We start from the raw sequence: 22252 nt of genomic DNA on the forward strand, positions 1-22252 counted from the left end.
TCATCCCCGGCCCAATGCGCCGGGGTGGGGCGGGTTTGTTTTCACGAGGTACAGAAGCGGTTTGGCCAGCGGCCGGCTCCAGCCGGCTGGGCTGGGTTCAACGGATGGAGAACCAGGCCGCCGCGAGCAGGCCGGCGAACATCAGCGCGCCAAAGCGAAACAGGAGCACCGAGGTCCCTTTGACGGCCGGGTGCAGCTTCACCGGGTCTGAATAACGGTAAAACAACCTCACCACGTACACCGCCGATGGAATGGTCAAGAGCACCAGCAGGGCCCAGGGGGTCAAGTAGCCCAACAGGACAAACCCCAGCGTCAGCGCGTAGGCCAATGTGAACACCAGTGCGACGAGCATGCGGCCGCGTTCGCGGCCCATCAGAATGGGGACCGTATGCCGTCCGCCGGCGCGGTCCTGCTCCATGTCGCGGATATTGTTCCCGAGCAGGATGGCACCGATGAGCAACCCGATGGGGACGGAGGCCGCCCAGGCGGACGGGCTGATGTGGCCGGTCTCGATGTAGTACGCGAGCAGCACAATGGTCGGGCCCATGGACACGGCCGCGGCAATTTCTCCGAACGGCGTATACGCCAGCGGCTTCGGGCCGCCCGAGTAGAAGTAGGCCACCGCGATGCAACAGACACCGACCACCGCCACCCACCACGAGGTGGTGGCGCAGATGTACAGGCCGAGCAAGATGGAGACGCCTACCAGCGTCCACGCGGTCCTAAGGACCACCGCCGGCCGGATTCCGTCTCGCACGATGGTGCCCGAGATGCCGACCATCTCTTTTGAATCGAGGCCGCGCCGGTAGTCGAAGTATTCGTTGAACATATTTGTGGCCGATTGGATCAGGACGGAGGCCAGGATGAACGCCACAAATTCGCCTGGCCGAAAGTGACGTTGCGCCATCGCCAATCCGGTGCCCACCAACGTCGGCACCAGGGACGCCGTCAGGGTGAACGGGCGCAACATGCGCCAGGCCACGTCAACACGCTGCCGCCAAGACAAGTCCATCAACTCCCAATCCTCATTGTCCCGTCTGGCAGGGCAAACTTCCACTTGGATGATAGCAAATGCAGAGTCCGTTTGGACAGTGGGGGCGGGAGGCGGATTTGGGTGGATTCGTATTGGCCGGCAGCGGTTTGTTATACTGAAGGGTGGACAAGGCTTCGGCGCGGCTAAGGTCGGCCGGGGCGACGGGAGGGGACCAAATGATTCCGGACTGGAAAGTTGTGAAAGAATATCAGGATATCATTTATGAGAAGGCCGACGGGATTGCGAAGATCACCATCAACCGGCCGGAGGTGCACAACGCATTTCGCCCGGAGACGGTGATGGAGTTGATTGACGCTTTCGAACATGTGCGCGATGACCCGGAGACGGGCGTGGTGCTGTTCACCGGCAAGGGCGACAAGGCGTTCTGCTCGGGCGGCGACCAACGTGTGCGCGGCCACGGCGGGTACGTCGGCGCAGACGATGTGCCGCGGTTGAACGTGCTGGACTTGCAGCGGTTGATCCGCACCCTGCCCAAACCGGTGATCGCAGTCGTCGCCGGTTGGTGCATCGGCGGCGGCCATGTGCTGCACGTGGTGTGCGACCTGACCATCGCGGCGGAGAACGCTCGATTCGGCCAGACCGGGCCGAAGGTGGGCAGTTTTGACGCTGGGTACGGCGCGACGCTGCTCGCGCGGACCATCGGCCACAAGAAGGCGAAAGAGATCTGGTTCCTCTGCCGCCAGTACACCGCCCAGGAGGCGCTCGAGATGGGGTTGGTCAATGCGGTGGTACCGCTCGAACGCCTGGAGGAAGAGGCGGTTCAGTGGGCGCGCGAGATCCTCGAGAAGAGCCCGATCGCCATCCGGTTCCTGAAGGCGGCGTTCAACGCCGACACAGACGGTCTTGCCGGACTGCAACAGCTGGCGGGGGACGCCACCATGCTGTACTACATGACCGATGAGGCCAAGGAGGGTGCGCGCGCTTTCCTTGAAAAGCGCAAGCCGGATTTCAGCCAGTTCCGCCGCCTGCCTTGATGGGCAACCGTCGTGACGGCCGGATGCACGCCCAGCCCCGCCGGTTCCGGTGGGGCGGTTGTGTGTCGGCAGACGACCGACAAGGGGGTGAACCGATGCACACGTCGTGGCTTCAATCTGCCGCGTCGGTGCCCGATTGGCTGACGCGGCACATGGACGTGCGAGGCGGCGAGGTGGCCTTGGAGACGGAGTCGGTGCGCTGGACCTACCGGGAATTGGGCGAGCGGGCGGGTCAGGCGGCGGGCGTCATGGCGAGCTTGGGCGTGGCGCCGGGCGACCGGGTCGCGCTGTTGGCGCAGCGGCCCGAGGTGGTGGCGCTGGCCGTTTACGCCGCCATACAGCGAGGCGCCATTTTGGTGCCGATCAACTGGCGTCTGAGCGCCCAAGAGATTGTCTGGCAGCTGAACGATGCTGAGATTTCTCTGTTGATCTGCGACGATGCCCAATGTGCGTTGGCGGCCACTGTGGCCGAGCAGGGGCGGGGGATCTGGCCCGTCTGGGACGTGAGCCAGCCTTGGCCGGAGGCGTCCGCGGTGTTTCGCGATCGCATCGAACTGGACGAGGTGCAGGCCATCCTGTACACATCGGGTACGACAGGGCATCCGAAAGGGGCGATGATCACCTACGGAAACTTCTTGGCCTCGGCGCTGGCATCCGCGCTGCAGCTCGGGGTCGTGCCCGGGGATCGCTGGCTGGTGCCGATGCCCCTGTTTCACGTCGGAGGCCTGTCGGTCTTGATGAGGAGTCTGATTTACGGGACGACGGCCGTGGCGCACGAGCGCTTCTCCGCCGAGGCCGTCAACCAGGCCATCGACGAGGGGGGCATCACGCTCGTTTCGGTCGTGCCGACGATGCTCAGCCGGATGCTGGCCGGGCGCGACACCCCTTATCCGGAGCAGCTGCGCTGCGTGCTGCTCGGGGGAAGCTACGCGCCAAAACCTCTGCTCGAGCGGTGCCAGGCGCTGCGGGTACCGGTGGCGCAGAGTTACGGCTTGACGGAGGCCACGTCGCAGGTGTGCACCCTGCTGCCGCAGGACGGGCTGCGTAAGCTGGGATCGTCCGGGAAACCCTTGCTGCTGACGGACATCCGGGTGGTCTGTGACGGCCGGCTGGCCGCGCCGGGGGAGCCCGGGGAGATCATCGTCCGCGGCCCGACGGTGACGCCGGGGTACTGGCGGCGGCCGGACGCGACCGCAAAGGCCATCCGGGACGGGTGGCTGTACACAGGGGACATCGGTTTCCTGGACGAAGAGGGCTACTTGTACGTGCTCGACCGGAGGACGGATCTGATTGTCTCCGGAGGGGAGAACATCTATCCCGCCGAAGTAGAGAACGCCATCGCGGCCCACCCAGGCGTCCTTGAGGCAGCGGTGGTGGGGGAGACAGACCCAGAGTGGGGACAGGTCCCGGTCGCGTTCGTGGTCCCCGTGCGCCCCGGGGCGGTCGATGAAGCGGACCTTCGGGCCCATCTCGAAGGCCGTCTGGCCCGCTTCAAGGTGCCGAAGCGGTTCGTGTGGACCGAGCAGTTGCCGCGCAACGCATCCGGTAAACTGTTACGAAGGAGTTTGAGAGAATGGCTCGTCAGCTCGACATCCCGGTGACCGGGATCGCGGCCGCCCTGGACGCCCTGCGGCCGTGGGCGGAGCGGGCGGCGGAGCGGGCGCGGACCAGCGGCCGGCCAGTCCTGGCGGCGGCGAGGGTCCGGGTGGACCCGACCGACGACCTGTTGGCGACGGCTTTGGCCTGCCCGCCTGGGGTACCGCGCTGGTACCTCCATCAGCCGGCGGCCGGCCGGACGTGGTTGGGATTGGGTGCGGCGGCGTCCGTCCGCTCCGGGCCGGCGGGTGCGCTCGGGGGCTTGGCAGACGCCTGGCAAGCCTGGCGCCATCTCGTGGAGGCCGACGATCCGGCAGCTCTGCATTGGGTTGGCGGCGCCGCGTTTGACACCGGTCCGCGCCTGGACCCGTGGCGCGGCTGGCCGAGTGCGGAGATGTGGCTGCCGCGGGTGACGTTCGCCCGGGACGGTGAAGAGGCGACGTGCACGGTGACGGTGCGGGCCGTTCCAGGCCAGAGCGCAGCGGAGGTCTGGGAGGAGGCGGCCGCTTGGTGGCATCGGTTGTCCGTGGCGCAGCCGGAGGGGCCGGAGGACGGAGGGGTTCGGCCGTCCGCAGAGTCCCTTGCGTGGCCCGATGGCGCCCAGCGGACCGGCACCGCTTTTGGGGACGCGCGCGACCGATGGACGCGGCTGGTGGCGGAGACGGCGTCCGCCATCCGCGCGGGACAGTTTGAGAAGGTGGTTCTGGCGAGGGAGGAGGTCGTCCCCCTCGCGCGCCCCGCGGACATCGGGGCCGCATTGCGCGCGTTGGGCCGCCGGTACCCGGAAAGCGGGGTCTTCGCCCTGTGGCGGCAGGATCAGTGCTTTCTCGGTGCCACGCCGGAGCGGCTGGCGCGCGTGCAGAGCGGGAGCGTCGCGGTCGACTGCTTGGCCGGTACGGCCCCGCGCGGGCGGACGCCGGCGGAGGACGCCCGCCTGGCGGACTGGCTCTTCCACAGCGGGAAGAACCTGCACGAGCACGGCGTCGTGCGCGAGTGGTTGCGTGCACGGCTGGCGCCCCTGTGCACCCACCTGGAGGTTCCAGCTGAACCCGGGTTGAAGCGGTTGGCCAATGTCCAACATCTGCACACACCGATCGCCGGCCGGCTGCAGGCTGGACAGAACATCCTGACCGTGGCGGACGCGTTGATGCCGACGCCTGCCCTGGCCGGGTCGCCACAGAAGGAAGCCATGGGGTACATCCGGGATCGTGAGGGATTTGACCGGGGGTGGTACGGCGGCGCTGTCGGCTGGGCCGGCATGGACGGCAGCGGCGAGTTCATGGTCGCCATCCGGTGCGCACTTGTCAGGCCTCTCTTGGCACATCTGTACGCGGGGGCGGGCATCATGGGAGATTCTGACCCGGCCGCGGAATGGGAAGAGACGGAGTTGAAACTGCGGCCGATGAAACAGGCCCTCGGGTTGGAGGTGGCCGATGACGGCGGAGAATCTTGACCTGCTTCCGGTGCTCGACTTTGTGGACGAACTGGCGAGGGCGGGGGTCCGGGACGTGTGCGTGTCGCCCGGCTCGCGATCGACCCCGCTGACCATGGCCTTTGCCCGCCACGGCGGATTTCAGCTGTACACCTTGTTGGACGAGCGATCCGCGGGTTTTTTCGCGCTGGGATTGGCCAAGGCGAAGCGCCGGCCCGCGGTGTTGGTCTGCACCTCCGGCACCGCGGCGGCAAACTATCTGCCGGCCGTGGTGGAGGCATACGAGGCGCGCGTCCCGCTGGTGGTCCTCACAGCCGACCGGCCGCCAGAACTGTATGGGACGGGCAGCAATCAGACAGTGGATCAAGTGAAGCTGTACGGCACCCACGTCAAGCTATTCCTGCAGATGCCGGTGCCGATGGCGGAGCCGGGGCTGCGGCGGCAGGCGGCGGCGAGCGCCTGGCGGTTGGTGCATACCGCATGGGCTGCGCCTGCCGGCCCCGTGCACGCCAACTGGCCCTTCCGCGAACCCCTCGTGCCGCCGCGGGAGTCCGCACCCGTCCGCGGGGGCCTCGCCGGGCATCGTCCCGGTGCGCCCGAGGCGGTGTATGCGGCCGTCTCCACGCCCGATCCGGAAGCGATCACACGGGTGGCGTCTCGCCTGGCCGAGGCCCGGCGCGCTGTGGTGGTCTGCGGGCCATGGGACGATCCCGCCGTCGCCCCCGCGGTGGCATCGCTGGCGGCCCATTGGGATGTGCCGATCCTCGCCGATCCGCTTTCGCAGGTGCGGGTCGGGCGGCATGATCTGGGGAGGGTGATCGACACCTACGACACCCTGCTGCGGGGGCCGTCGGCTGGGCGGATTCGGCCCGACCTGGTGATCCGCATCGGCCACCCGCCGGTGTCGAAGGCGCTCGGCCAATGGCTCGGCCGCCATGAGGACGCGTTCCAGGTGGTCGTGGATGTCGGCGATCGCTGGCGCGATCCGTTTTTCTCCGCGGGGCTGGTGGTGCAGGCGGACCCGGTTGCAGTCTGCCGTGCGCTGGCCGAGGCCCATGCCGCGGTACACCGACCCGCCGAGGCTGTGGCTGCCCAGGCGGCCTGGTCGGCCGCGTGGCGGGAGGCCGACCTGCGCGCCCGCAGGGCGATGGACGCGGCGCTCGAGGCGGCGGACGACCTCTTCGAAGGGCGCGTGTGGACCGAGTTGGCGCCGCTTCTGCCGGATGGGTCGACGGTGTTCGCCGGCAACAGCATGCCGGTGCGGGACCTCGACAGCTTCCTCGGCAAACGGCCACAGGCGCTGCGCGTGTACGGGAACCGGGGCGCGAGCGGGATCGACGGCGTGGTTTCGACCGCTGCGGGGGTGGCGGCCGCCGGGGAAAAGACGGTCCTGGTCATCGGTGACGTGTCCTTCTATCACGACCTCGGGGGGCTGTTGGCGGCCACCCGTCATGGGGCGGACCTCGTGGTGGTGGTGATTCACAACGACGGCGGCGGGATCTTCTCCTTCCTTCCGCAGGCGGAACACCAGGACACGTTCATCCACTTTCGCACCCCCCATGGCCTGACGTTCCAGGGAGCGGTGGAAATGTACGGCGCCCGGTTCACCCGGGCGAGCGATTGGCCGTCGTTCCGCCGGGCGGTGGCGGAAGGCCTGGATGAGGGCGGTGTCCATGTGGTCCTGGTGCCGTCGGCGGACGTGGACAATGTCGGCCTGCACCGGCGGGTGTTCGAGCGGGCGTGGTCCGCGGTGGAGGGCGTCGTATGGCCGAGTTGAAGGTGCTCGACGGCTGGACATGGTACGCCGAGATACGTGGTGAGGGGTGGCCCCTTCTCCTGCTGCACGGCTTCACCGGCCGGGCGGAGGCATGGTGGCCTGTGCTGGATCGCCTCTCCGCCCACTACCGCACGGTGTGCGTCGACATGCCCGGCCACGGCCGGTCCCGGTTTCCAGAGGACCCGGCACAGCGGACGATGGACGGAGCGGTGGCGTCTCTGCTCCGGCTGATGGACGACCTCGGGTATCCGAGGTTTCATCTCCTCGGCTACTCCATGGGCGGGCGGACGGCGCTGACGCTGGCGTCACAGGCGCCCGGCCGGCTGTCCGGGTTGGTGTTGGAGAGCGCTTCACCGGGACTCGAAGATCCCGAGGCGAGGCGGGATCGCCAGAGACAGGACGAGGACCTCGCCGACTGGATCCTGGCGAACGGCCTGGAGGCGTTTGCGACTCGCTGGGCGGCCCAGCCCCTGTTCGCTTCCCAGGCGCGATTGCCCGCCGCGGTGCGCGACCGGCAGCGGCAGCTCCGGCTGGCCCAGACGCCGGAGGGTTTGGCGGCCAGTCTGCGCGGCATGGGCACCGGAGCGCAGAGGCCGCAGTGGGATCGGCTGTCTTCCTTGTCGATCCCGGTGCTGTTGGTGACCGGGGCCCTGGACGCGAAGTTCTGCGCCATCGCCGCCCGCATGGCATCGCGCCTGCCCGATGTCCGATGGGTGAAGGTGGAAGGTGCCGGGCATACGGTGCATCTGGAGCGGCCCGACGCGTACCTGGACGCTGTGCTGGCTTTTCTCCAGGCGTGCGACGAAAGGAGAGAGCAGACATGAAGCGGACCGCCTTGCTGTGCGGTCTTTTGTTGCTCGGCCTCGCGGGATGCGGAGTCCCCGGAGGAGGAGCGGAGCATGCGCAAGACAACGGGATCGTCAACACGGCGGGTCCAGGGCAGACGGCCACGCTGGAACCGATGCAGGGGAAAAAGGCGCCGGATTTCCAACTGCCAAAAGTATCGGGGGATGGCGATGTCCGGTTGCAGGATCTGTTGGGAAAAGAGGTGTTGGTGATCAACACGTGGGCTTCTTGGTGCGGTCCGTGCATCGAGGAGATGCCGGTGTTGGTCCAGGCGAGCCAACGGTACAAGGGGAAAGTGCAGTTTGTCGGCGTCAACATGACGGTGGAAGATTCGGCGGCCGACGCCAAACGGTTCGTGGATGAACATCACATCCCGTACCTGACGCTGCTCGATCCGAAGGGGCGGTTTCTGGAGGACTACCACATCGTCGGTACGCCGACGACCTTCATCCTTCGGCCCGATGGAACCATCGTGGGGGTCATCCTCGGGCCCGCCAGTGAGGCTTCCCTGGAGAAGTGGATCCGCCAGGCGCTTTCCCAGGCCTGACGGAGCCGAAAACATCGTGAATCCCGGCTGGCGTTCCACCAACCGAAGAAGACAAAAGCGGCCCCGTTCATTGGGATGGGGCCGCCTGGATTCACTTGACTGTCACCGTGCCCTCCGGCGTGGTGATGGTCGGCGCGGTCGCATGGGCGTCGACGTCGAATTCGTCCCACATCCCCGCTGCCGCGTGGCCGGGGACACCGCAGACCATGGCGTACTGCCCCGCCTTGTCGGCGGTGAAGGAGTACTTCTGTCCGGCGCTCGTCACACCGCTTTTGAACTGGCTCTCATCGCCCACCGAGCCGTCGAAAGCCGGGGTGAACTGGCCGGTCGGGGACTCCCGATCCGCCCACTGAACGAAACCGACACTGTGCGGAACCTGTCCCTGCTGGTTGACGAAGGTGACATTGACCTTCCAGCCGACGGGCACCGTGATCTTCAACGCGCCCTTACCATAGCCGTTGAAGTTCATAGGATTGTCGCCGGATTGCGCGGTGATGGTCAGATCGATGGATTTCGGCTCTTTGCCGAGGGCATACCAAGCGGCCTTCTGGCCGGCCTGGCCGCCTGCGGCGCCCCCCGCGGCGCCCCCGGAAGTGGCGTTCAAGGATGTCTCCACCTGGGGGTTGTGGGCCAGATCCCGATGCGTGACTTGGTTGGGCAGGCCGATGTAACCGACAATCCAAATGATGATGGCAACCAGACCGCCTAATGCCACGACGAGCACGCCCAAGGGTGATAACTTCATGCACATCCTCCGTTCCGTACGGGCATTGGGTATGTAGGCGATGGGCAGCGCGATGGCCGCCGGCTCCCCCGGGAATGGGGAGGTACGAAAGCAAACAGCCCGAGAAAACGGGCACACAGGATCTAGTATAGCCTCAAGAGACTGTTGAGAAACAAGCCGAAACCGCACGAAGCGCAAAAAAAGCGTGAACTTGTCGGGGATTGTTCAGAAAAACAACTCCTGACCGTGGTCCCGCAGCCACCGCTTTGCCCGCTCGGCGTCTGGGATGGCCGCACGCACCAGGGCCCAGAAGCGCGGAGAGTGGTTGAGCTCGACCAGGTGACACAATTCGTGCACGATCACGTAGTCTGCCACCCATTCCGGTGCCTGTACGAGGCGCCAGTTGAGGTTGATGTTGCCGGCTGAACTGCAGCTGCCCCACCGGGACTTTTGATCCTTGATCCGCAAGGAACGGTAGCGAAGGCCCAATTTCTCCGCCCATCGTGCAGCTCGAACCGACAGGAGGACACGCGCCTGTTCTCGGTACCATTCGGTGAACAGGGGTTTCAGAACATCGTCCGGCAGAGATGAGCCGGGTCCCGATACATGGACAGCGCCCGCTTCCCACCACATTCGCCAGGGTGCCGACGTTTGGTCGGGGCACGGGATGTATCGGATCTCAACGGGACGGCCGAGAAATTGCCAGACACGCCCTCCTTCACGGGCCTGCGCGGCGACGCGGGCTTCGTACGTCCTCCGGATCCAAGCGCGGCGCCGCTCCACGATACGGGCGATGTCCGCGTCCGTGAGGCTGATGGGCGCACGAATCCACAGCCCCTCCGGCGTCACCTCCAAGGCGATGGTTCGCCGCCTGCGCCGGCTGCGGATCACGTGAACGGGCAGGTCAGGGTCCAATGGGATGGCCACGGTGTCAATCCCTCCTCGGATTCCGTGCGCGGCTTTGGGCGGCGGCCTGTCCCCGCGTTGGATGCGCCGACAGTATACCACAATCCGGCCCATCCGGTGACGGGATCCACCCTTCGCGTAGCGCTCGTGCGTTTCCGACAGACTGAAAACTGGCGGACCGCAGGGGCATACTGGCGGGGAAGCGCACCGTCGGAATGGGGTGTGAGCGGTGTGATGGGGTGTCCACGAGCGTTTGGACAAATTCGTGCAACAGGCCGGGTGCGCCTCGATGGCGGAAGCCTGTCTGATATACTGGGTCTCAGACGACTGGGTCCGAACGGATACCTGGTCCAATCGGGGCCCGTCGAGAAGGGGGATGCCAGCGTGATTCAGATGAATACATGGGAGAGCGCCATCACCGTGCTTCTGGTGGTGCTGGCGGGCGGCCTCGTGGTGGGGAAGCTGACGGAGCGGCCGCGCATCCCCGACGTGGCGGCGTACTTGGTGTTCGGCATTCTCGTCGGACCGGCGGTGCTGCACTGGGTGGCGGAGCCGGGGCGCTCCGAGGTCAACCAGTTCATCCTCAACGTGGGGGCCACCCTGATTTTGTTTGACGGCGGCCGGTCCACCCAGTTTGCCGTCCTCCGCAAGGTGTGGATCTCCATCGGGATGCTGGCGACGGTGGGCGTCCTCGTGTCGGCCTTGGTCGTCGGCGCGGTGGTCCACTGGGCGTTCGGAATGCCATGGTTGTTCTCGCTGCTGTTGGCTGCCGTACTGGCGTCGACCGACCCCGCGACGCTCATCCCGGTGTTTAAACGCGTTCCCATCGAGCGTCGGCTGCAGCAGACGGTCGAGTCCGAGTCGGCGTTCAACGACGCCACCGCGTCTGTACTGGTGTTCACCTTATTGGGCCTGCTCGGCGCCGCGGGCTCGGTCAATCTCGCCGTGCCTGTCTGGCAGTTCATCCAATCGGCCGGCGTCGGGCTGTTGGTCGGGTTCGCCCTCGGGCTGTTGTGCCTGTGGTTGGTGTCCTCGCGCGGCTGGGGGGTTTTCCACGAGTACGGGTCACTCGTCATGTTGTCGGTGGCCCTCGGAGCCTACCAGGCAGCGGAGGCCCTGCATGCCAGCGGGTTCATGGCGGCGTTCACCGCGGGCGTCATCACGGGGAACGGATCCGCATTCGGATGGGCCCTCGAGGCGCGTACCCAAGACCATGCCGATCACTTTTTCAATGGCATGACGATGCTCATGCGGATGCTGATCTTCGTCCTGCTCGGGACTCAAGTGGATTTCGGGGTGGTTCGGGCAAACCTGTGGGTCGGCATCCTGGCCGTAGCGGCCCTCATGGTGCTGGCACGGCCGATCTCCGTGCTCGCCTCTGTCTGGGCGGACCGGATCGCGCGCTGGCGATGGCGTGAGGTGGCCTTCATGTTCTGGGTGCGCGAAACCGGGGTGATCCCGGCCGCCCTGGCGGGGATGCTGGCAGCGCAGGGAATCGAGGGGGCCGACGTGATCGGCGCCGTGACCTTCATGGCCATCTTGGCCACCATTCTCATTCAGGCCACCACCACCGGAATCGTCGCCAAAGCGTTGGGTGTCACACGGCCAGCCGAGGAGCAAGAGGAGATCTGAGCGGCGCGCTGGCCAGTCGTGGCCCCCGCCGGGCGGGGCGACCAGCGGGGGCCGCGGTCACGAAGAGAGCGGTGCGAGCCCGTGGTATTGGCTGTGGTAATACAACAGCGGCCGCTTGGTGTCGTCCACGCCTGAAGCCTCCACCTGGCCGAGGTACAGCAGATGGTCGCCGGCATCCACCTCTCGCACCACCCGGCACTCCACATAGCCGAGCGTGTTTTCCAACAGGGGCGCACCGAGCTGTCCGTGGCGACAGGAGATGCCGGCGAACTTGTCGGCGCGCTTCGAGGCGAAATGGTTGGACAAGTGCGCCTGGTCCTCGCTGAGAAAGTTGACGGCGAACGCACCTGCCGCGCGCAGCACCGGAATGGTACTGGACTGTTTGTCGATGCAGATCAGGATATAAGGGGGCTGCAGGGAGACGGATGCGAATGCCGATACCGTGATGCCCGCCGCGCTTCCGTTCGCCTGGGCCGTGACGACCGTGACGCCGCTGGCGAACCGCCCCAGGGCCCGCCGGAACTCGTCAGGGTTGACTGGCAAGGAAACACCCTCCTCTCATCATTCCCACCCATTGTACCAGACGGGGGCCAAATTGCACGTCGGAGGCGGAGGACGAGATGGCCGAGGGCGAGCGCCAGAATGAACAGAGCCGGGGCGTGACCAAAGCCTGGGGGGTCGGCACAGAACGGCCGCAGGCAGAAGACGCCGTCTGCCTGCGGCCGGCCCGGGGTTGAACGTGAACCGTTCTCTGCTCGTGAGTTACGCGTGCTGCGTGCGCATCACCGTAACGCCTTCGACAGGGATGTGCAGCGGTGCCGCGGTGATGGCCTGCACCTCCTCCGGCGTATGCCCCTCCGCGACCTCACGCAGCACGAGGCCATCGCTCGTGACGTCGATCACCGCGTAGTCGGTGATGATCCGGTGCACGACCCGTTTGCCGGTCAGCGGCAGGGTGCACGTTTTCAAGATCTTCGGCTCACCGTTCTTGTTCACGTGCTCCATCGTGACGATGACCTTTTTGGCGCCGTTGACCAGGTCCATGGCGCCGCCCATCCCCTTGACCATCTTGCCGGGGATCATCCAGTTGGCGAGGTCTCCCTGCTCCGACACCTCCATCGCCCCCAGGATGGCGACGTCGATGTGTCCCCCGCGGATCATGGCAAATGACTCCGCGGAGTCGAAGAACGCGGCGCCAGGCAACACAGTCACGGTCTCTTTGCCGGCGTTGATCAGATCCGGATCTTCCTCGCCCTCGTAGGGATAGGGGCCGGTGCCGAGCAACCCGTTCTCGGAGTGAAGGACCACGGTGATGCCGGGCGGGATGTAGTTGGACACCATCGTGGGCATGCCGATTCCGAGGTTGACGTAGTCTCCGTCCTGAATCTCGAGGGCGGCGCGTTGCACAATCTGTTCACGCGTCAGAGGCATGGTTGGATTCCTCTCCTTTCTCAGCGTCCAGCCACCCATCGGCGGTTTCGCCCGCCGGCCGGACACGCCAGTGCGGCTTCAGACAGCGTCAGGGCCGGGGCCGGACCGTGCGCCGCTCAATGCGCTTCTGATAAGACGGGCCGACGACGATGCGCTGCACATAGATGCTGGGGGTGTGGATGGCGTCGGGATCCAGCTCGCCGGGTTCGACCAGTTCCTCGACTTCCACGATGGTGATCTTACCGGCGGCGGCCATGATGGGATTGAAGTTGCGCGCCGCCTTTCGGTACACCACGTTGCCGAGGCGGTCCGCCTTCCAACCCTTTATCAGCGCGAAATCGCCGCGGATGGGGCGCTCCAGCACATACTCCCGGCCGTCGAACACGCGGACCTCTTTGCCTTCGGCGACAGCCGTGCCCACACCCGTGGGGGTGTAGAAGCCGCCGATGCCGGCGCCTCCTGCGCGGATGCGTTCGGCGAGGGTGCCTTGCGGCACCAGCTCCACCTCGAGCTCGCCCGTCAGGAATTGGCGTTCAAATGTCTTGTTCTCGCCCACGTACGAGGCGACCATCTTTTTGATCTGGCGTGTTTGGAGCAACAGGCCGAGGCCCCAATCGTCCACGCCGCAGTTGTTGCTGACGCAGGTCAGATCCTTCGTGCCCTGGTCGCGCAGGGCCAGAATGAGATTTTCGGGGATCCCCGACAGTCCGAAGCCGCCCACCAAGATGGTCGCACCGTCTGGGATGTCCCGAACGGCGTCGGCCGCGGAAGCAAATACCTTGTTCATCTGCATCCTCCTTCGCGCCGCTGCGCCCGCCGCCCCGGACTGCGGGCCGGCGGCCGTCAACCGTCTATCAACCCTCGCTTCAACTTCATTTCTGACATAGCGAAGGCGCTTTTGCAAGCGCCTTCTTTACCAAATGAAGTGGTTCCGCGTGCTATAATGGCCGCAGTTCCACAACGAGGAGGGAATGGCGTGAAAAACCGGGTGTGTGAAATTCTCGGTTGTCGATTTCCGATCATCCAGGGCGGCCTCGCGTATGTGGGCAATGGCCGCTTGGCCGCGGCGGTCTCTGCGGGCGGCGGGTTCGGTCAGGTGGGCTCTGGCGGTCGCAGCCCGGAGGAATTGGAGGCGCAGATCCGGATTGCGCTGGCGGAAACCGAGGCGGGTTTTGGCGTCAACGTGCCGCTGAGTGAACACCGGGATGTCTCGCCGTATTTCGAGGTGATTGAGCGCATGGTTCGACAGCATCCCGGCCGGATCCGTGCAGTCAGCCTGTCGGCAGGCAATCCCCGGCCCTGGATCCCAGTGGTGCGCGATTGGGGGCTCGCCGTGATGACGCTGGCGTCGACGCCCGAGCAGGCCCAGAAGGCAGAGGCGGCCGGTGCGGACATCGTCATCTGCGAGGGGACAGAAGCGGGCGGTCACAACGGCCCGGCCGAATTGACCACGTTCAGTCTGATTCCGAACGTGGTCGACGCGGTTCGCATTCCCGTGGTGGCAGCCGGCGGGATCGCCGACGGCCGCACCGCTGCAGCCGCCATCTGCCTTGGGGCTGAAGGCGTCCAGATGGGCACGCGCTTCGTCGCGACGGAGGAATGCCAGGCGCATCCGAACTACAAGAGCCTGTTGGTGGCTTCACGTGCGCAGGACACCGTGGTCATGGAGCGTTCGTTCGGCCGGATCACGCGGGTGTTGCGATCCCCGTTTGCCGAGGCGGTGCTGCGCCAGGAGGCCGAGACGCCGGGCAGCGAGGCGCACCTGTTGCCGATGATCAGCGGCCGCATGAACGCGCGGGCGGCGTTGGAAGGTGATGTCGAAGGCGGCTGGATGAATGCGGGTCAAAGCGTGGGATTGGTGCACGATATCGTTCCAGCCGCCGAGGTGGTGCGCCGTGTCGCCGCGGAGGCTTCACGCATTCTCCAACAGCGCAGTGTACAGTGGCAGGCTTGGACGGACGAATCCATCAGGTCAACAGATGAAGGGACACATAACCCGCCGTCCCGATGACCAGCAGGCTGGCCAGCGTGACGGTGACGCGCTCTGCGATGCGCCAGACTTTCTCCAAGACAGCGATAGGATTGCTCGACTTTCGCTCTTGCACGCGATTTCCCCTCCTCGCCAAGTGGCCTGGATGGTCGCACTCCCAGTGTAGCACGCGGGCTGGGATGTGTTGGCGTCTGGGGCGGTTCTTTTTGTGAAGGTTGTGTTTCGGATCCGTCGAACGGTAGCGAATTCCGGCGAAGGGCGAGGGAGAAGAGGTGGAACCGGGCCCGCCCGGAGGGGGCCCGTTTCATCAGACCAGCGGGGAGTTCCGGTCGGCTCGCCCGGCGCTCAGCCCGTCGATGCGCCTGGCGGATCGAACGGGAATGCCGGGTGCGCCGTCGCCGTGCACCTCGTACTTGCGCAGCAACTGACGACGGTCGTCGTCCAGCTTTTCGGCCGCGATGTAGCGGAGCCGGGGACCGGGGACGCGCAAGGATTCCTTCACGCGGATCGCCTCCTCACTGGGATGTCCACCGGTCATAGGCTGGCTCAGGGCGCGCCGATTATTCGCGCCCTGGGGACAACCGCCTGAAAACGCCGAAAAGACGGCATCACAGCCGCCTCCCCGGGTGTAAGGATCGAGGACGTGAAGCGCAACCCACTTGCTGACGCAAGTCAACTCAGTGCGTTATCATCCCACATCACCTTCCCCTTACGCCCATCAGGATAACCCATCGTTCTGCCCTTTATGCGCGGGGCAGGCGAGTGCACACACGGTCTGCAGACGACCCGCTTACAGTAGCCGTAACAGGGATACAGTCACCCTGCTTTCCGGGTGCGCGATCTCGGCGGCATGCACCGCTGGCGAAGGGTCATCGCGCACCCGGGTCTTGTTTACGTGAATTGCCGGATGATGTTGCGCGCGGCGTAGACCCCGCTGGAGGCGGCCTGCGAGATGCCCCGCGAGATGCCGGGGCCGTCACCGGCGCAGTACAGCCCTTTGACCTTCGTCTGCAGGGTGCGATCCACCTCCGCGCGGGCGGCGTAAAATTTGGCCTCGACCCCGTAGAACAGGGTGTGGTCGCTGGCGATCCCGGGGGTGACGTGGTTGAGCGCGGACATCATCTCCTGCAGCGCCACCAGGGTCTTGTAAGGCAGGACCAAACCGAGATCGCCGGGAACCGCCTCTTTCAACGTGGGTTCGATGAACCCTTCCCGAATGCGCTCCGGCGTACTGCGCCGGCCGCGCAACAGGTCCCCGTAGCGTTGAATCATAATGGAACCATTCGACAGCTGGTTGGCGTGCCGGCAGATCTGGCGCGCAAATTCGTTTGGGCGGTCGAACGGCTCCGTAAACCGGTGGCTGACCAACAGCGCGAAGTTGGTATTCTCGGACGCCAACTCCGGGTCTTTATACGCATGGCCGTTGGCGGCCATGACGCCGGTGTGGTTCTCTACCACCACATAACCGCTGGGGTTGGCGCAGAAGGTGCGCACGCGCAACCCGGTGGATGGCGATTGGAAGATGAACTTGCCTTCGTAGAGATGCTCGTTGATCTCTTGCATGATGACATTGGATGTCTCGACGCGCACGCCGATGTCCACCTGGTTGTTGGTCATCCGCAGGCCGTGCCGCTTGAACACCTCACCGAGCCAAGTGGACCCGTCCCTTCCCGGGGCCGCGAGAACGAAGTCCGCCCGGATCCGTTCGCCGCCCCGCACCTCGATGCCGCGGATGGTCCCGTCTTCGATCCACAGGTCTTCGACGAAGGTGCGGAACCGCAGGTCGACGCGGGGTTCGAGATAGGCGAAGATGCTCTCCATGAGCTCCAGGTTGCGATCCGTGCCGATGTGCCGCACCCGCGCCCGCAGCAGCTTGAGGCCTGCCCCGGCCGCTCGGCGTTCGATGGCCGCCACTTCCGGTGTCGTCGGATCGGTGATGGTGTCGGGCGCTCCGTGCTCCAGATTGATGCGATCGACGTACAGAATGAGGTCCATGACCTCCGACGGCGAAAGATAGTCCGTCAGGAAGCCTCCGAATTCAGCCGTGATGTTGAACTTTCCATCGCTGAAACTCCCGGCGCCCCCCGCACCGTTGATCACGCCGCAGGCCGGCCAACAGCTGGCATACGTCTTGATGCGATTGGGTGGCGGGCACTTCTCGATCTTGCCCTCCATGATGGGGCAGTGGCGATGTTTGGCCTCGACGCCCTTGTCGACGAGAAGAACCTTGGCCGACGGTGCCTTGCGCGTGAACTCGTATGCCGCGTACAGGCCGGCAGGGCCGGCGCCGATGATGATGACGTCATACTTTTCGGCCATTGGGAACCCAACCCCCTTGCACGGATGTGCGCTGCGGGGTGTGGATCAGCGCAAACCCGAATGATTCGTGGCCGGATGGACAGCATCGTTCGTTCCGCCCAACGAACCTTATTATACCGGGTTTGCGCTTCTCGCAAAGACCGGGTCCAGGTACGGTCACTTTTGGTCGGTGACGATGAACCAGCCCCGGAACTCCGGGGAAAAGTTTCCGCTCGGGTCGGATGCCATCTCATACCGCCCAGCGGTCCACGGCGAGAATTCGATGTCGGTCGTCTCGCCCGGCCCGAGGTTGCGCGAGAAGATCCGGTAGAACGGGATGGAGAACTGGTGCACCCGGGTACCCGTGTTGACCACGTGCAGGTGGATGGGCTGATCCACCATAGCGATCACGTTGGCGGGCACAAATCCCTGGTCTGTGGCGTGGATTTCGACGGTGCGCGCGGCGGCTTCGGCGTTCGCCGGGAACAGGCAAACCAAGCATACGGCGGCGGCAGCCATCCAACGAGGCATGGGAATCCCTCCTGCATCCGGCTCGCGTGGTCTGGCGCGGGCCGGAAATGACATGCTCACAGGTTAACATTTGCCAGGTATGAACCGTTCATGCGCAGAGCATAAAAAGTCCAGCTATGGCGATTTTTTCGCTCCGTGTCAGCCGGACCGTGGTAGAATAGGGGCGGAAAGAGGGGATGGCGAATGTGGTGGAGACGGCACATGAATGGCGGCCAACACCCTCAGCCGGACGGGGATGCCGGGGCGGAGGTCGTGGTCCTGGACGAACAGGGCGTGATCGACGCGTGCGCCGTGTATGTGGCGCGGCGGCACCGGTGCCATCCGCAACAGGTACAGGTGGAATTGGTGTTTGACCCGGATGCGCCCACCCCATTTTCGGCCGACGCGCGGATCGACCGCGTTCACCCGGTCCATCTGCGGGAGCAGGACGTCATCGACGCGGTGGCCGAGTGGGTCGCGGAATCGTCGGCACAGGCGTCGCACCAGCTTTCCGTCGATCTTCAGTATTCAGAGTCATCCGGGATCACCGCCACGGCGGTGGTGCGCTGAGCGAGGGTGACGCAGGGAGTGGAGAGCCAATCATGGATGGACGGAGAAGGGGTCTGTGCGCCTGCGCGCTGCTGTGGGGAGCAGCGGCGGGGTTCGTGGCAGCCTGCGGAGAGGACCACAGCGGCCCGGCGCAGGCTCGACCGGCGGCCGTCGCGCCGGTGAACGGCGCGGGCGAGATCACGGGCGGCGGTGCAGACGGTGGCGTCGCGGCCGCGCCGAATGGGGGACTGCAGATGGATGGCGGGGTCGTCCCCGTAGGCGGTGACGGGGCCATTCTGCCAGGGGAGCAGCACATTCCCCCGAAGACGCAGCACCCGCAATACGCGACCAAGCACCTCGTCCCCGAGGTGTGGAGTGTGGGCAAGGGAGAGGTGGCCCTGACCATCGACGATGGGCCGTCGCCCTACACCGCCCGGATCCTCGACGTGTTGGAGCGGTATCACGTGCCGGTGACCTTTTTCTTTGTCGGCAACCGGGTATCGCAGTGGCGATCCGAGGTGCTGCGGGCGCAGCGGGACGGCGATGTCATCGGCAATCATTCGGAGTCCCATCCATTGCTCACGGATCTCTCGCAGGCCGAACAGGCAGCGCAGATTGAGACCGCCAAGAGCCAGTTGGAGGCGGTGCTCGGCCGGCCGGTCACGTTGTTTCGGCCCCCGTACGGCGCTTACAATGACGACACAGAGCAGGTGATGGCCAAGGACCATCTCACGCTCGTCCTGTGGAATCGGGATCCGAGAGACTGGGAGGCCAAGACGCCGGCGCAGGTGGTCGACGCCGTTGTCAAGGGGAACCCGTCGGGCGGCGTGTTCGACATGCACGAGAACGCGCTGACCCTGGCGGCGCTGCCGGATATCATCGCAGGGTTGAAAAAGCAGGGATTGCGCTTCGTGGTGCTGGGGGGCGGTAGCGGCCGCAGCTCGCCGGCGGGCAACAGCACCAACCCAGCGGGAGCGGGGGGAGGGCCGCCAGGCAATCGGACCTCGGCGCCGGCCAATCAGGCGGGACACGCGTGAGTCGGCCTGAGGCGCAAAACGGGGGTGCGTCCACACCGATGCGGTGCGGCGCACCCCCTTCAAACGTTCTGGACTGTCACCGCCAGCCGTCGTGATAGGTGAGGACGGCTGGCGTCCGGTTGCCGTTGGAGACGTTGAGGATGTCGATCACGCGGTCCGCCTGGCCGGGGGTGGTCACGACCAAGGCGTACAGGCCGGCGGTGTTGGCCCGGAAGTTGAGCGCGCGGGACACGCCCGGGGTCCGGGCTGCCGCCGCGCCCACCGGCGCGGTGCCGTCCCGGTACGGGACGACCGCCAGTCCATGGTTCCACGCGCCAGAAGTGGGTGCCGTCACGCGCACGGTCCAGCCGGTCGGCACGGTGACGGTCGGCGCCCAGGCCGCGCGAACGGGCGGTGCCGCGGTTCCGGGTGCCACGGCCGCTCCGGGCGTGACGGCGCCTGGGACAGCCGCACCCGCGCGGGTCCCGGGCACCACGCCGTCGGTGCGCGCCGCACCCGCCAGGCGGATGTTGACCGTGTGTGTGCCGGGATCGACCTCCACACTCTGGCTGGCCAACGGCACCGCGGCGGCCGTGAACGGATTTCGAGTCCAAGCATTGCGGTCCCCGGCAGGGCCGAGGCGGGCGGCATCCGTCACGGCGTTGCCCGCGCCGCGGATGACATTGGCTGTCCCTCGCGCTGCCATCCCCGCCGCATTCCCGGTGGCGTTGACCGCGTTGGCCGTGTGGTTGGCCGCCTGCCCGCAGCCTCCTGTGGCCAGCGCGAGGAGTGCACCGGCCGTCGCTGTCCACACCGCGCATTTCCTTGTATGTCGAGTCAACGTAGGGTCCCCTCCATCCTTGGTATTGGCTTCGTCCTGATTGTTCCCCGGATGGCGGGGGGTATCCGGCCCAGGGTGTTCCAGATTGCGGCAAGCACAGCAAAATAAAAAGCCAACCGGTACATCCGAAGACGTACCGTTTGGCTGGTTTGGTGCGGTCGAAGGGACTTGAACCCCCACGGTGTTGCCACCACAAGAACCTGAATCTTGCGCGTCTGCCAATTCCGCCACGACCGCATGTGAATTCTGTTTCGCTCGTCCGCTCCCCGCGACGACAAGACCGATTATATCAGCGGCCCACCGTTCGTGCAACCCCTTTTCCGTGTGGAAATTTGATACAGAGCGGAGGTGTATGGCCCGGCGTTCCGGTGACAGACGCCGTGTACGCGTGCACGCGGCGGTGAGCTCGCCGCGTTGGGCTGGTGACGGGCGCACGCAGGGAACTTGTGATAGACTCATGCCAGGAGGCGAGCCCATGGTACGCGTGACGAAAATGCACGCTCTCGGCAACAATTACATCTACGTGAGCGAATTCGAGCAACCGCTCGATGAACGGGCGCTTCCGCGGCTGGCGACCGCGGTGAGCGATGTGCGGCGCGGCATCGGATCGGACGGCCTCATCTGGATAGGGCCTTCGGATACGGCCGACCTGCGGATGCGTATCTTCAACGCGGACGGCTCCGAGGCGGAGACCTGCGGCAATGGGCTGCGCTGCGTGGCCAAATTCGCGTTTGACCGGGGCTTCGTCAACCGCCGGCGATTCACCATTGAAACGCGCGCCGGCATCGTCACAGCCGAGGTCCACCTCGACGGAGGCCAGGTCCACCAAGTCACCGTCGACATGGGAATCGCGCGCTTTGGCACCGGCGCGGTGCCTTACGGTGGGCCCGAACGGGGGGATTCGGTATCCGTCGCGGCCGCCGGCGAGACGTTTCACGGCGTGTTGGTGTCCATGGGCAATCCGCACTTCGTCTGCTTTGTTGATCAGGTCGACGCGATTCCTCTGGCGCGGGTGGGGCCCGAGATCGAACGGCATCCCCATTTCCCGGAGCGGATCAACGTCGAATTCGTCGCGCCGCGCGGGCGGGGCGAACTGGATTTCCGCGTGTGGGAGCGGGGCTCGGGAATCACGTACGCCTGCGGGAGCGGGGCGTGCGCCAGTGTGGCGGCTGGGATCCGGTTGGGCCTGTTGGATCCGTCCGTCACCGTCCATCTGCAGGGCGGCGACCTCCGGGTCGAGGTGCAGGACGGCCGAGTGTGGATGACAGGTGAGGCGGTCGAGGTGATGACCGGACAGTTTCATTGGCCGCGGTGAACGAACATGCGCAAGACGACGAGGAAGAACAGGGACAGCACCCCCGCCGTCACCGCCACAGCGAGGGCGCCGATCAGCAAGACGAATCCAGAGACGGCGCTGGTCGCCAGCCACAACCAGAGCCCGGAGAGTGGCCGCTTGTGGAACACCGCCGCGTACCCGAGGCCCATCACCCAAGCGGCGTAGAGGGCGAACGCGCCAGCGATCAGCGCACCGCCCCAGACGCTCCAACGGGTCAGCGCCACACCGGCTGATACAGGGGCCGCCAGGGTCAGCGCGGTGCATTCGACATTCAGCAGCCGCAGGCGCTGTCCGCGCGTCTTGAAGACGTTGGTCGCGATCACATGGGCGACCAGGGTGTACAGCCGCAACAAACCGTAGGCGACGATGGCGAGAAGCCCGGTCAGGGCCACCCAGGCCGCCATGGTGGCGGCGGACGCCCAGCCCGCCGCCGGCAGGCGCAGCGCCTGGCGCAGGGCGGGCCAGGCATCGGGACGCGCAATGAGCAGGGCAGCCACGCCCAATCCGGCGACCCACAGGGCGGTCCAGCGGCTGCGCCGGATGCCTGGCTCCAGCGGGATGTCCAGCTGTTGGTGCAGGACCCGTGTACCGCGCAATAGGCGTCCAAGGGTAAACCAATACCCGGCCCAATCCGCGCGGAAGTCTCTGTCCGTGTACACCCCATTCCCTCCTCGTTTCACCGAGCCCCATTATACAGAATCCAGCGCCCTCGGAGGGAGAACGGGCAGGCGCCGACGCTCCTTACAGGGCATACCATGGGGGCAGACGGTTGTCCGGGGGAATGGCCGTGGCG

General features: G+C 65.9%; 23 protein-coding genes and 1 tRNA gene. 11 read left to right on the top strand and 13 right to left on the bottom strand.

Annotated elements, in window-relative coordinates; genetic code table 11:
* Positions 1 to 97: 97 nt before the first annotated feature.
* A complete protein-coding gene (locus N687_RS0100570; RefSeq protein ID WP_029420013.1) occupies positions 98 to 1012 on the bottom strand; it encodes a 1,4-dihydroxy-2-naphthoate polyprenyltransferase in 915 nt (304 codons plus the stop codon).
* A gap of 197 nt (positions 1013 to 1209) precedes the next feature.
* Between N687_RS0100570 and menB the strand changes: the two genes are divergently transcribed.
* The 6 genes from menB (at position 1210) to N687_RS21805 (ending at position 8226) form a co-directional block, all read left to right on the top strand.
* Complete coding sequence (gene menB / locus N687_RS0100575; RefSeq protein ID WP_029420014.1) at positions 1210 to 2028, top strand: 1,4-dihydroxy-2-naphthoyl-CoA synthase; 819 nt, start codon at positions 1210 to 1212, stop codon at positions 2026 to 2028.
* A 95-nt stretch (positions 2029 to 2123) separates the two neighbouring features.
* A complete protein-coding gene (gene menE, locus N687_RS0100580; RefSeq protein ID WP_029420015.1) occupies positions 2124 to 3629 on the top strand; it encodes an o-succinylbenzoate--CoA ligase in 1506 nt (501 codons plus the stop codon).
* Positions 3602 to 5077, top strand: coding sequence for an isochorismate synthase (locus N687_RS0100585; protein ID WP_051662824.1), 1476 nt, complete (start codon positions 3602 to 3604; stop codon positions 5075 to 5077). The genes menE and N687_RS0100585 overlap by 28 nt, the downstream gene beginning before the upstream one ends.
* On the top strand, positions 5058 to 6833 hold the full coding sequence (gene menD, locus N687_RS0100590; protein WP_029420017.1) for a 2-succinyl-5-enolpyruvyl-6-hydroxy-3-cyclohexene-1-carboxylic-acid synthase: 1776 nt from the start codon (positions 5058 to 5060) through the stop codon (positions 6831 to 6833). The genes N687_RS0100585 and menD overlap by 20 nt, the downstream gene beginning before the upstream one ends.
* Entirely contained in the window at positions 6821 to 7657 is an 837-nt protein-coding gene (gene menH, locus N687_RS0100595) for a 2-succinyl-6-hydroxy-2,4-cyclohexadiene-1-carboxylate synthase (RefSeq protein ID WP_029420018.1), read from the top strand. Before menD ends, menH begins: the two co-directional genes overlap by 13 nt.
* Positions 7654 to 8226: a TlpA family protein disulfide reductase gene (locus N687_RS21805; RefSeq protein WP_051662825.1), complete on the top strand. Its 573-nt coding sequence runs from the start codon at positions 7654 to 7656 to the stop codon at positions 8224 to 8226. Before menH ends, N687_RS21805 begins: the two co-directional genes overlap by 4 nt.
* Before the next feature lie 91 nt (positions 8227 to 8317).
* Here N687_RS21805 and N687_RS21810 read toward each other — a convergent pair whose 3' ends face one another.
* Positions 8318 to 8971 (bottom strand): sulfocyanin-like copper-binding protein, encoded by a 654-nt coding sequence (locus N687_RS21810; protein WP_051662826.1) that lies wholly within the window; start codon positions 8969 to 8971, stop codon positions 8318 to 8320.
* Positions 8972 to 9175: 204 nt separating this feature from the next.
* Positions 9176 to 9877 carry a M48 family metallopeptidase gene (locus N687_RS21815; protein ID WP_051662827.1) on the bottom strand — a complete coding sequence of 234 codons (702 nt, stop codon included), beginning with the start codon at positions 9875 to 9877 and terminating at the stop codon, positions 9176 to 9178.
* A gap of 372 nt (positions 9878 to 10249) precedes the next feature.
* Between N687_RS21815 and N687_RS0100615 the strand changes: the two genes are divergently transcribed.
* Entirely contained in the window at positions 10250 to 11488 is a 1239-nt protein-coding gene (locus N687_RS0100615) for a cation:proton antiporter (protein ID WP_029420022.1), read from the top strand.
* A gap of 57 nt (positions 11489 to 11545) precedes the next feature.
* Here the strand turns inward: N687_RS0100615 and N687_RS0100620 are convergent, their stop codons facing one another.
* The 3 genes from N687_RS0100620 to N687_RS0100635 all read right to left on the bottom strand — a co-directional run bounded on the left by N687_RS0100620 (position 11546) and on the right by N687_RS0100635 (position 13706).
* Positions 11546 to 12031, bottom strand: coding sequence for a flavin reductase family protein (locus N687_RS0100620; RefSeq protein WP_029420023.1), 486 nt, complete (start codon positions 12029 to 12031; stop codon positions 11546 to 11548).
* A gap of 219 nt (positions 12032 to 12250) precedes the next feature.
* The gene (locus tag N687_RS0100630; RefSeq protein WP_029420024.1) at positions 12251 to 12919 is read right to left on the bottom strand and encodes a CoA transferase subunit B; all 669 of its coding nucleotides are present in this window, start codon (positions 12917 to 12919) and stop codon (positions 12251 to 12253) included.
* An 88-nt stretch (positions 12920 to 13007) separates the two neighbouring features.
* Complete coding sequence (locus N687_RS0100635) at positions 13008 to 13706, bottom strand: CoA transferase subunit A (protein WP_029420025.1); 699 nt, start codon at positions 13704 to 13706, stop codon at positions 13008 to 13010.
* 189 nt (positions 13707 to 13895) lie between these two features.
* On the opposite strand from N687_RS0100635, the gene N687_RS0100640 reads away from it, so the two are divergent.
* The gene (locus tag N687_RS0100640; RefSeq protein ID WP_231493359.1) at positions 13896 to 14930 is read left to right on the top strand and encodes an NAD(P)H-dependent flavin oxidoreductase; all 1035 of its coding nucleotides are present in this window, start codon (positions 13896 to 13898) and stop codon (positions 14928 to 14930) included.
* Here the strand turns inward: N687_RS0100640 and N687_RS23600 are convergent.
* The 4 genes from N687_RS23600 to N687_RS0100655 all read right to left on the bottom strand — a co-directional run bounded on the left by N687_RS23600 (position 14887) and on the right by N687_RS0100655 (position 17738).
* Positions 14887 to 15024: a hypothetical protein gene (locus N687_RS23600; RefSeq protein ID WP_156039987.1), complete on the bottom strand. Its 138-nt coding sequence runs from the start codon at positions 15022 to 15024 to the stop codon at positions 14887 to 14889. The two genes, N687_RS0100640 and N687_RS23600, sit on opposite strands and share 44 nt — an antisense overlap.
* A 192-nt stretch (positions 15025 to 15216) precedes the next feature.
* The gene (locus N687_RS0100645) at positions 15217 to 15411 is read right to left on the bottom strand and encodes a hypothetical protein (RefSeq protein WP_029420027.1); all 195 of its coding nucleotides are present in this window, start codon (positions 15409 to 15411) and stop codon (positions 15217 to 15219) included.
* Positions 15412 to 15800: 389 nt separating this feature from the next.
* On the bottom strand, positions 15801 to 17228 hold the full coding sequence (locus N687_RS0100650; RefSeq protein WP_029420028.1) for an NAD(P)/FAD-dependent oxidoreductase: 1428 nt from the start codon (positions 17226 to 17228) through the stop codon (positions 15801 to 15803).
* Between the two features lie 156 nt (positions 17229 to 17384).
* Positions 17385 to 17738 carry a cupredoxin domain-containing protein gene (locus N687_RS0100655; RefSeq protein ID WP_029420029.1) on the bottom strand — a complete coding sequence of 118 codons (354 nt, stop codon included), beginning with the start codon at positions 17736 to 17738 and terminating at the stop codon, positions 17385 to 17387.
* A 183-nt stretch (positions 17739 to 17921) separates the two neighbouring features.
* Between N687_RS0100655 and N687_RS0100660 the strand changes: the two genes are divergently transcribed.
* On the top strand, positions 17922 to 18287 hold the full coding sequence (locus N687_RS0100660) for a DUF2653 family protein (RefSeq protein ID WP_029420030.1): 366 nt from the start codon (positions 17922 to 17924) through the stop codon (positions 18285 to 18287).
* A 32-nt stretch (positions 18288 to 18319) separates the two neighbouring features.
* Positions 18320 to 19303, top strand: coding sequence for a polysaccharide deacetylase family protein (locus N687_RS21820; RefSeq protein ID WP_051662830.1), 984 nt, complete (start codon positions 18320 to 18322; stop codon positions 19301 to 19303).
* A 76-nt stretch (positions 19304 to 19379) separates the two neighbouring features.
* Here N687_RS21820 and N687_RS0100670 read toward each other — a convergent pair whose 3' ends face one another.
* Entirely contained in the window at positions 19380 to 20096 is a 717-nt protein-coding gene (locus N687_RS0100670) for a hypothetical protein (protein ID WP_029420032.1), read from the bottom strand.
* A gap of 177 nt (positions 20097 to 20273) precedes the next feature.
* Positions 20274 to 20360: transfer RNA gene (locus N687_RS0100675), tRNA-Leu, on the bottom strand.
* A gap of 238 nt (positions 20361 to 20598) precedes the next feature.
* On the opposite strand from N687_RS0100675, the gene dapF reads away from it, so the two are divergent.
* Entirely contained in the window at positions 20599 to 21438 is an 840-nt protein-coding gene (gene dapF / locus N687_RS0100680) for a diaminopimelate epimerase (protein ID WP_029420033.1), read from the top strand.
* Here the strand turns inward: dapF and N687_RS24275 are convergent.
* Complete coding sequence (locus N687_RS24275) at positions 21423 to 22118, bottom strand: hypothetical protein (protein WP_029420034.1); 696 nt, start codon at positions 22116 to 22118, stop codon at positions 21423 to 21425. The genes dapF and N687_RS24275 overlap by 16 nt on opposite strands.
* Between the last annotated feature and the right edge of the window lie 134 nt (positions 22119 to 22252).

The organism is Alicyclobacillus macrosporangiidus CPP55, assembly GCF_000702485.1.
GTDB classification, from domain to species: Bacteria; Bacillota; Bacilli; order Alicyclobacillales; family Alicyclobacillaceae; genus Alicyclobacillus_H; species Alicyclobacillus_H macrosporangiidus_B.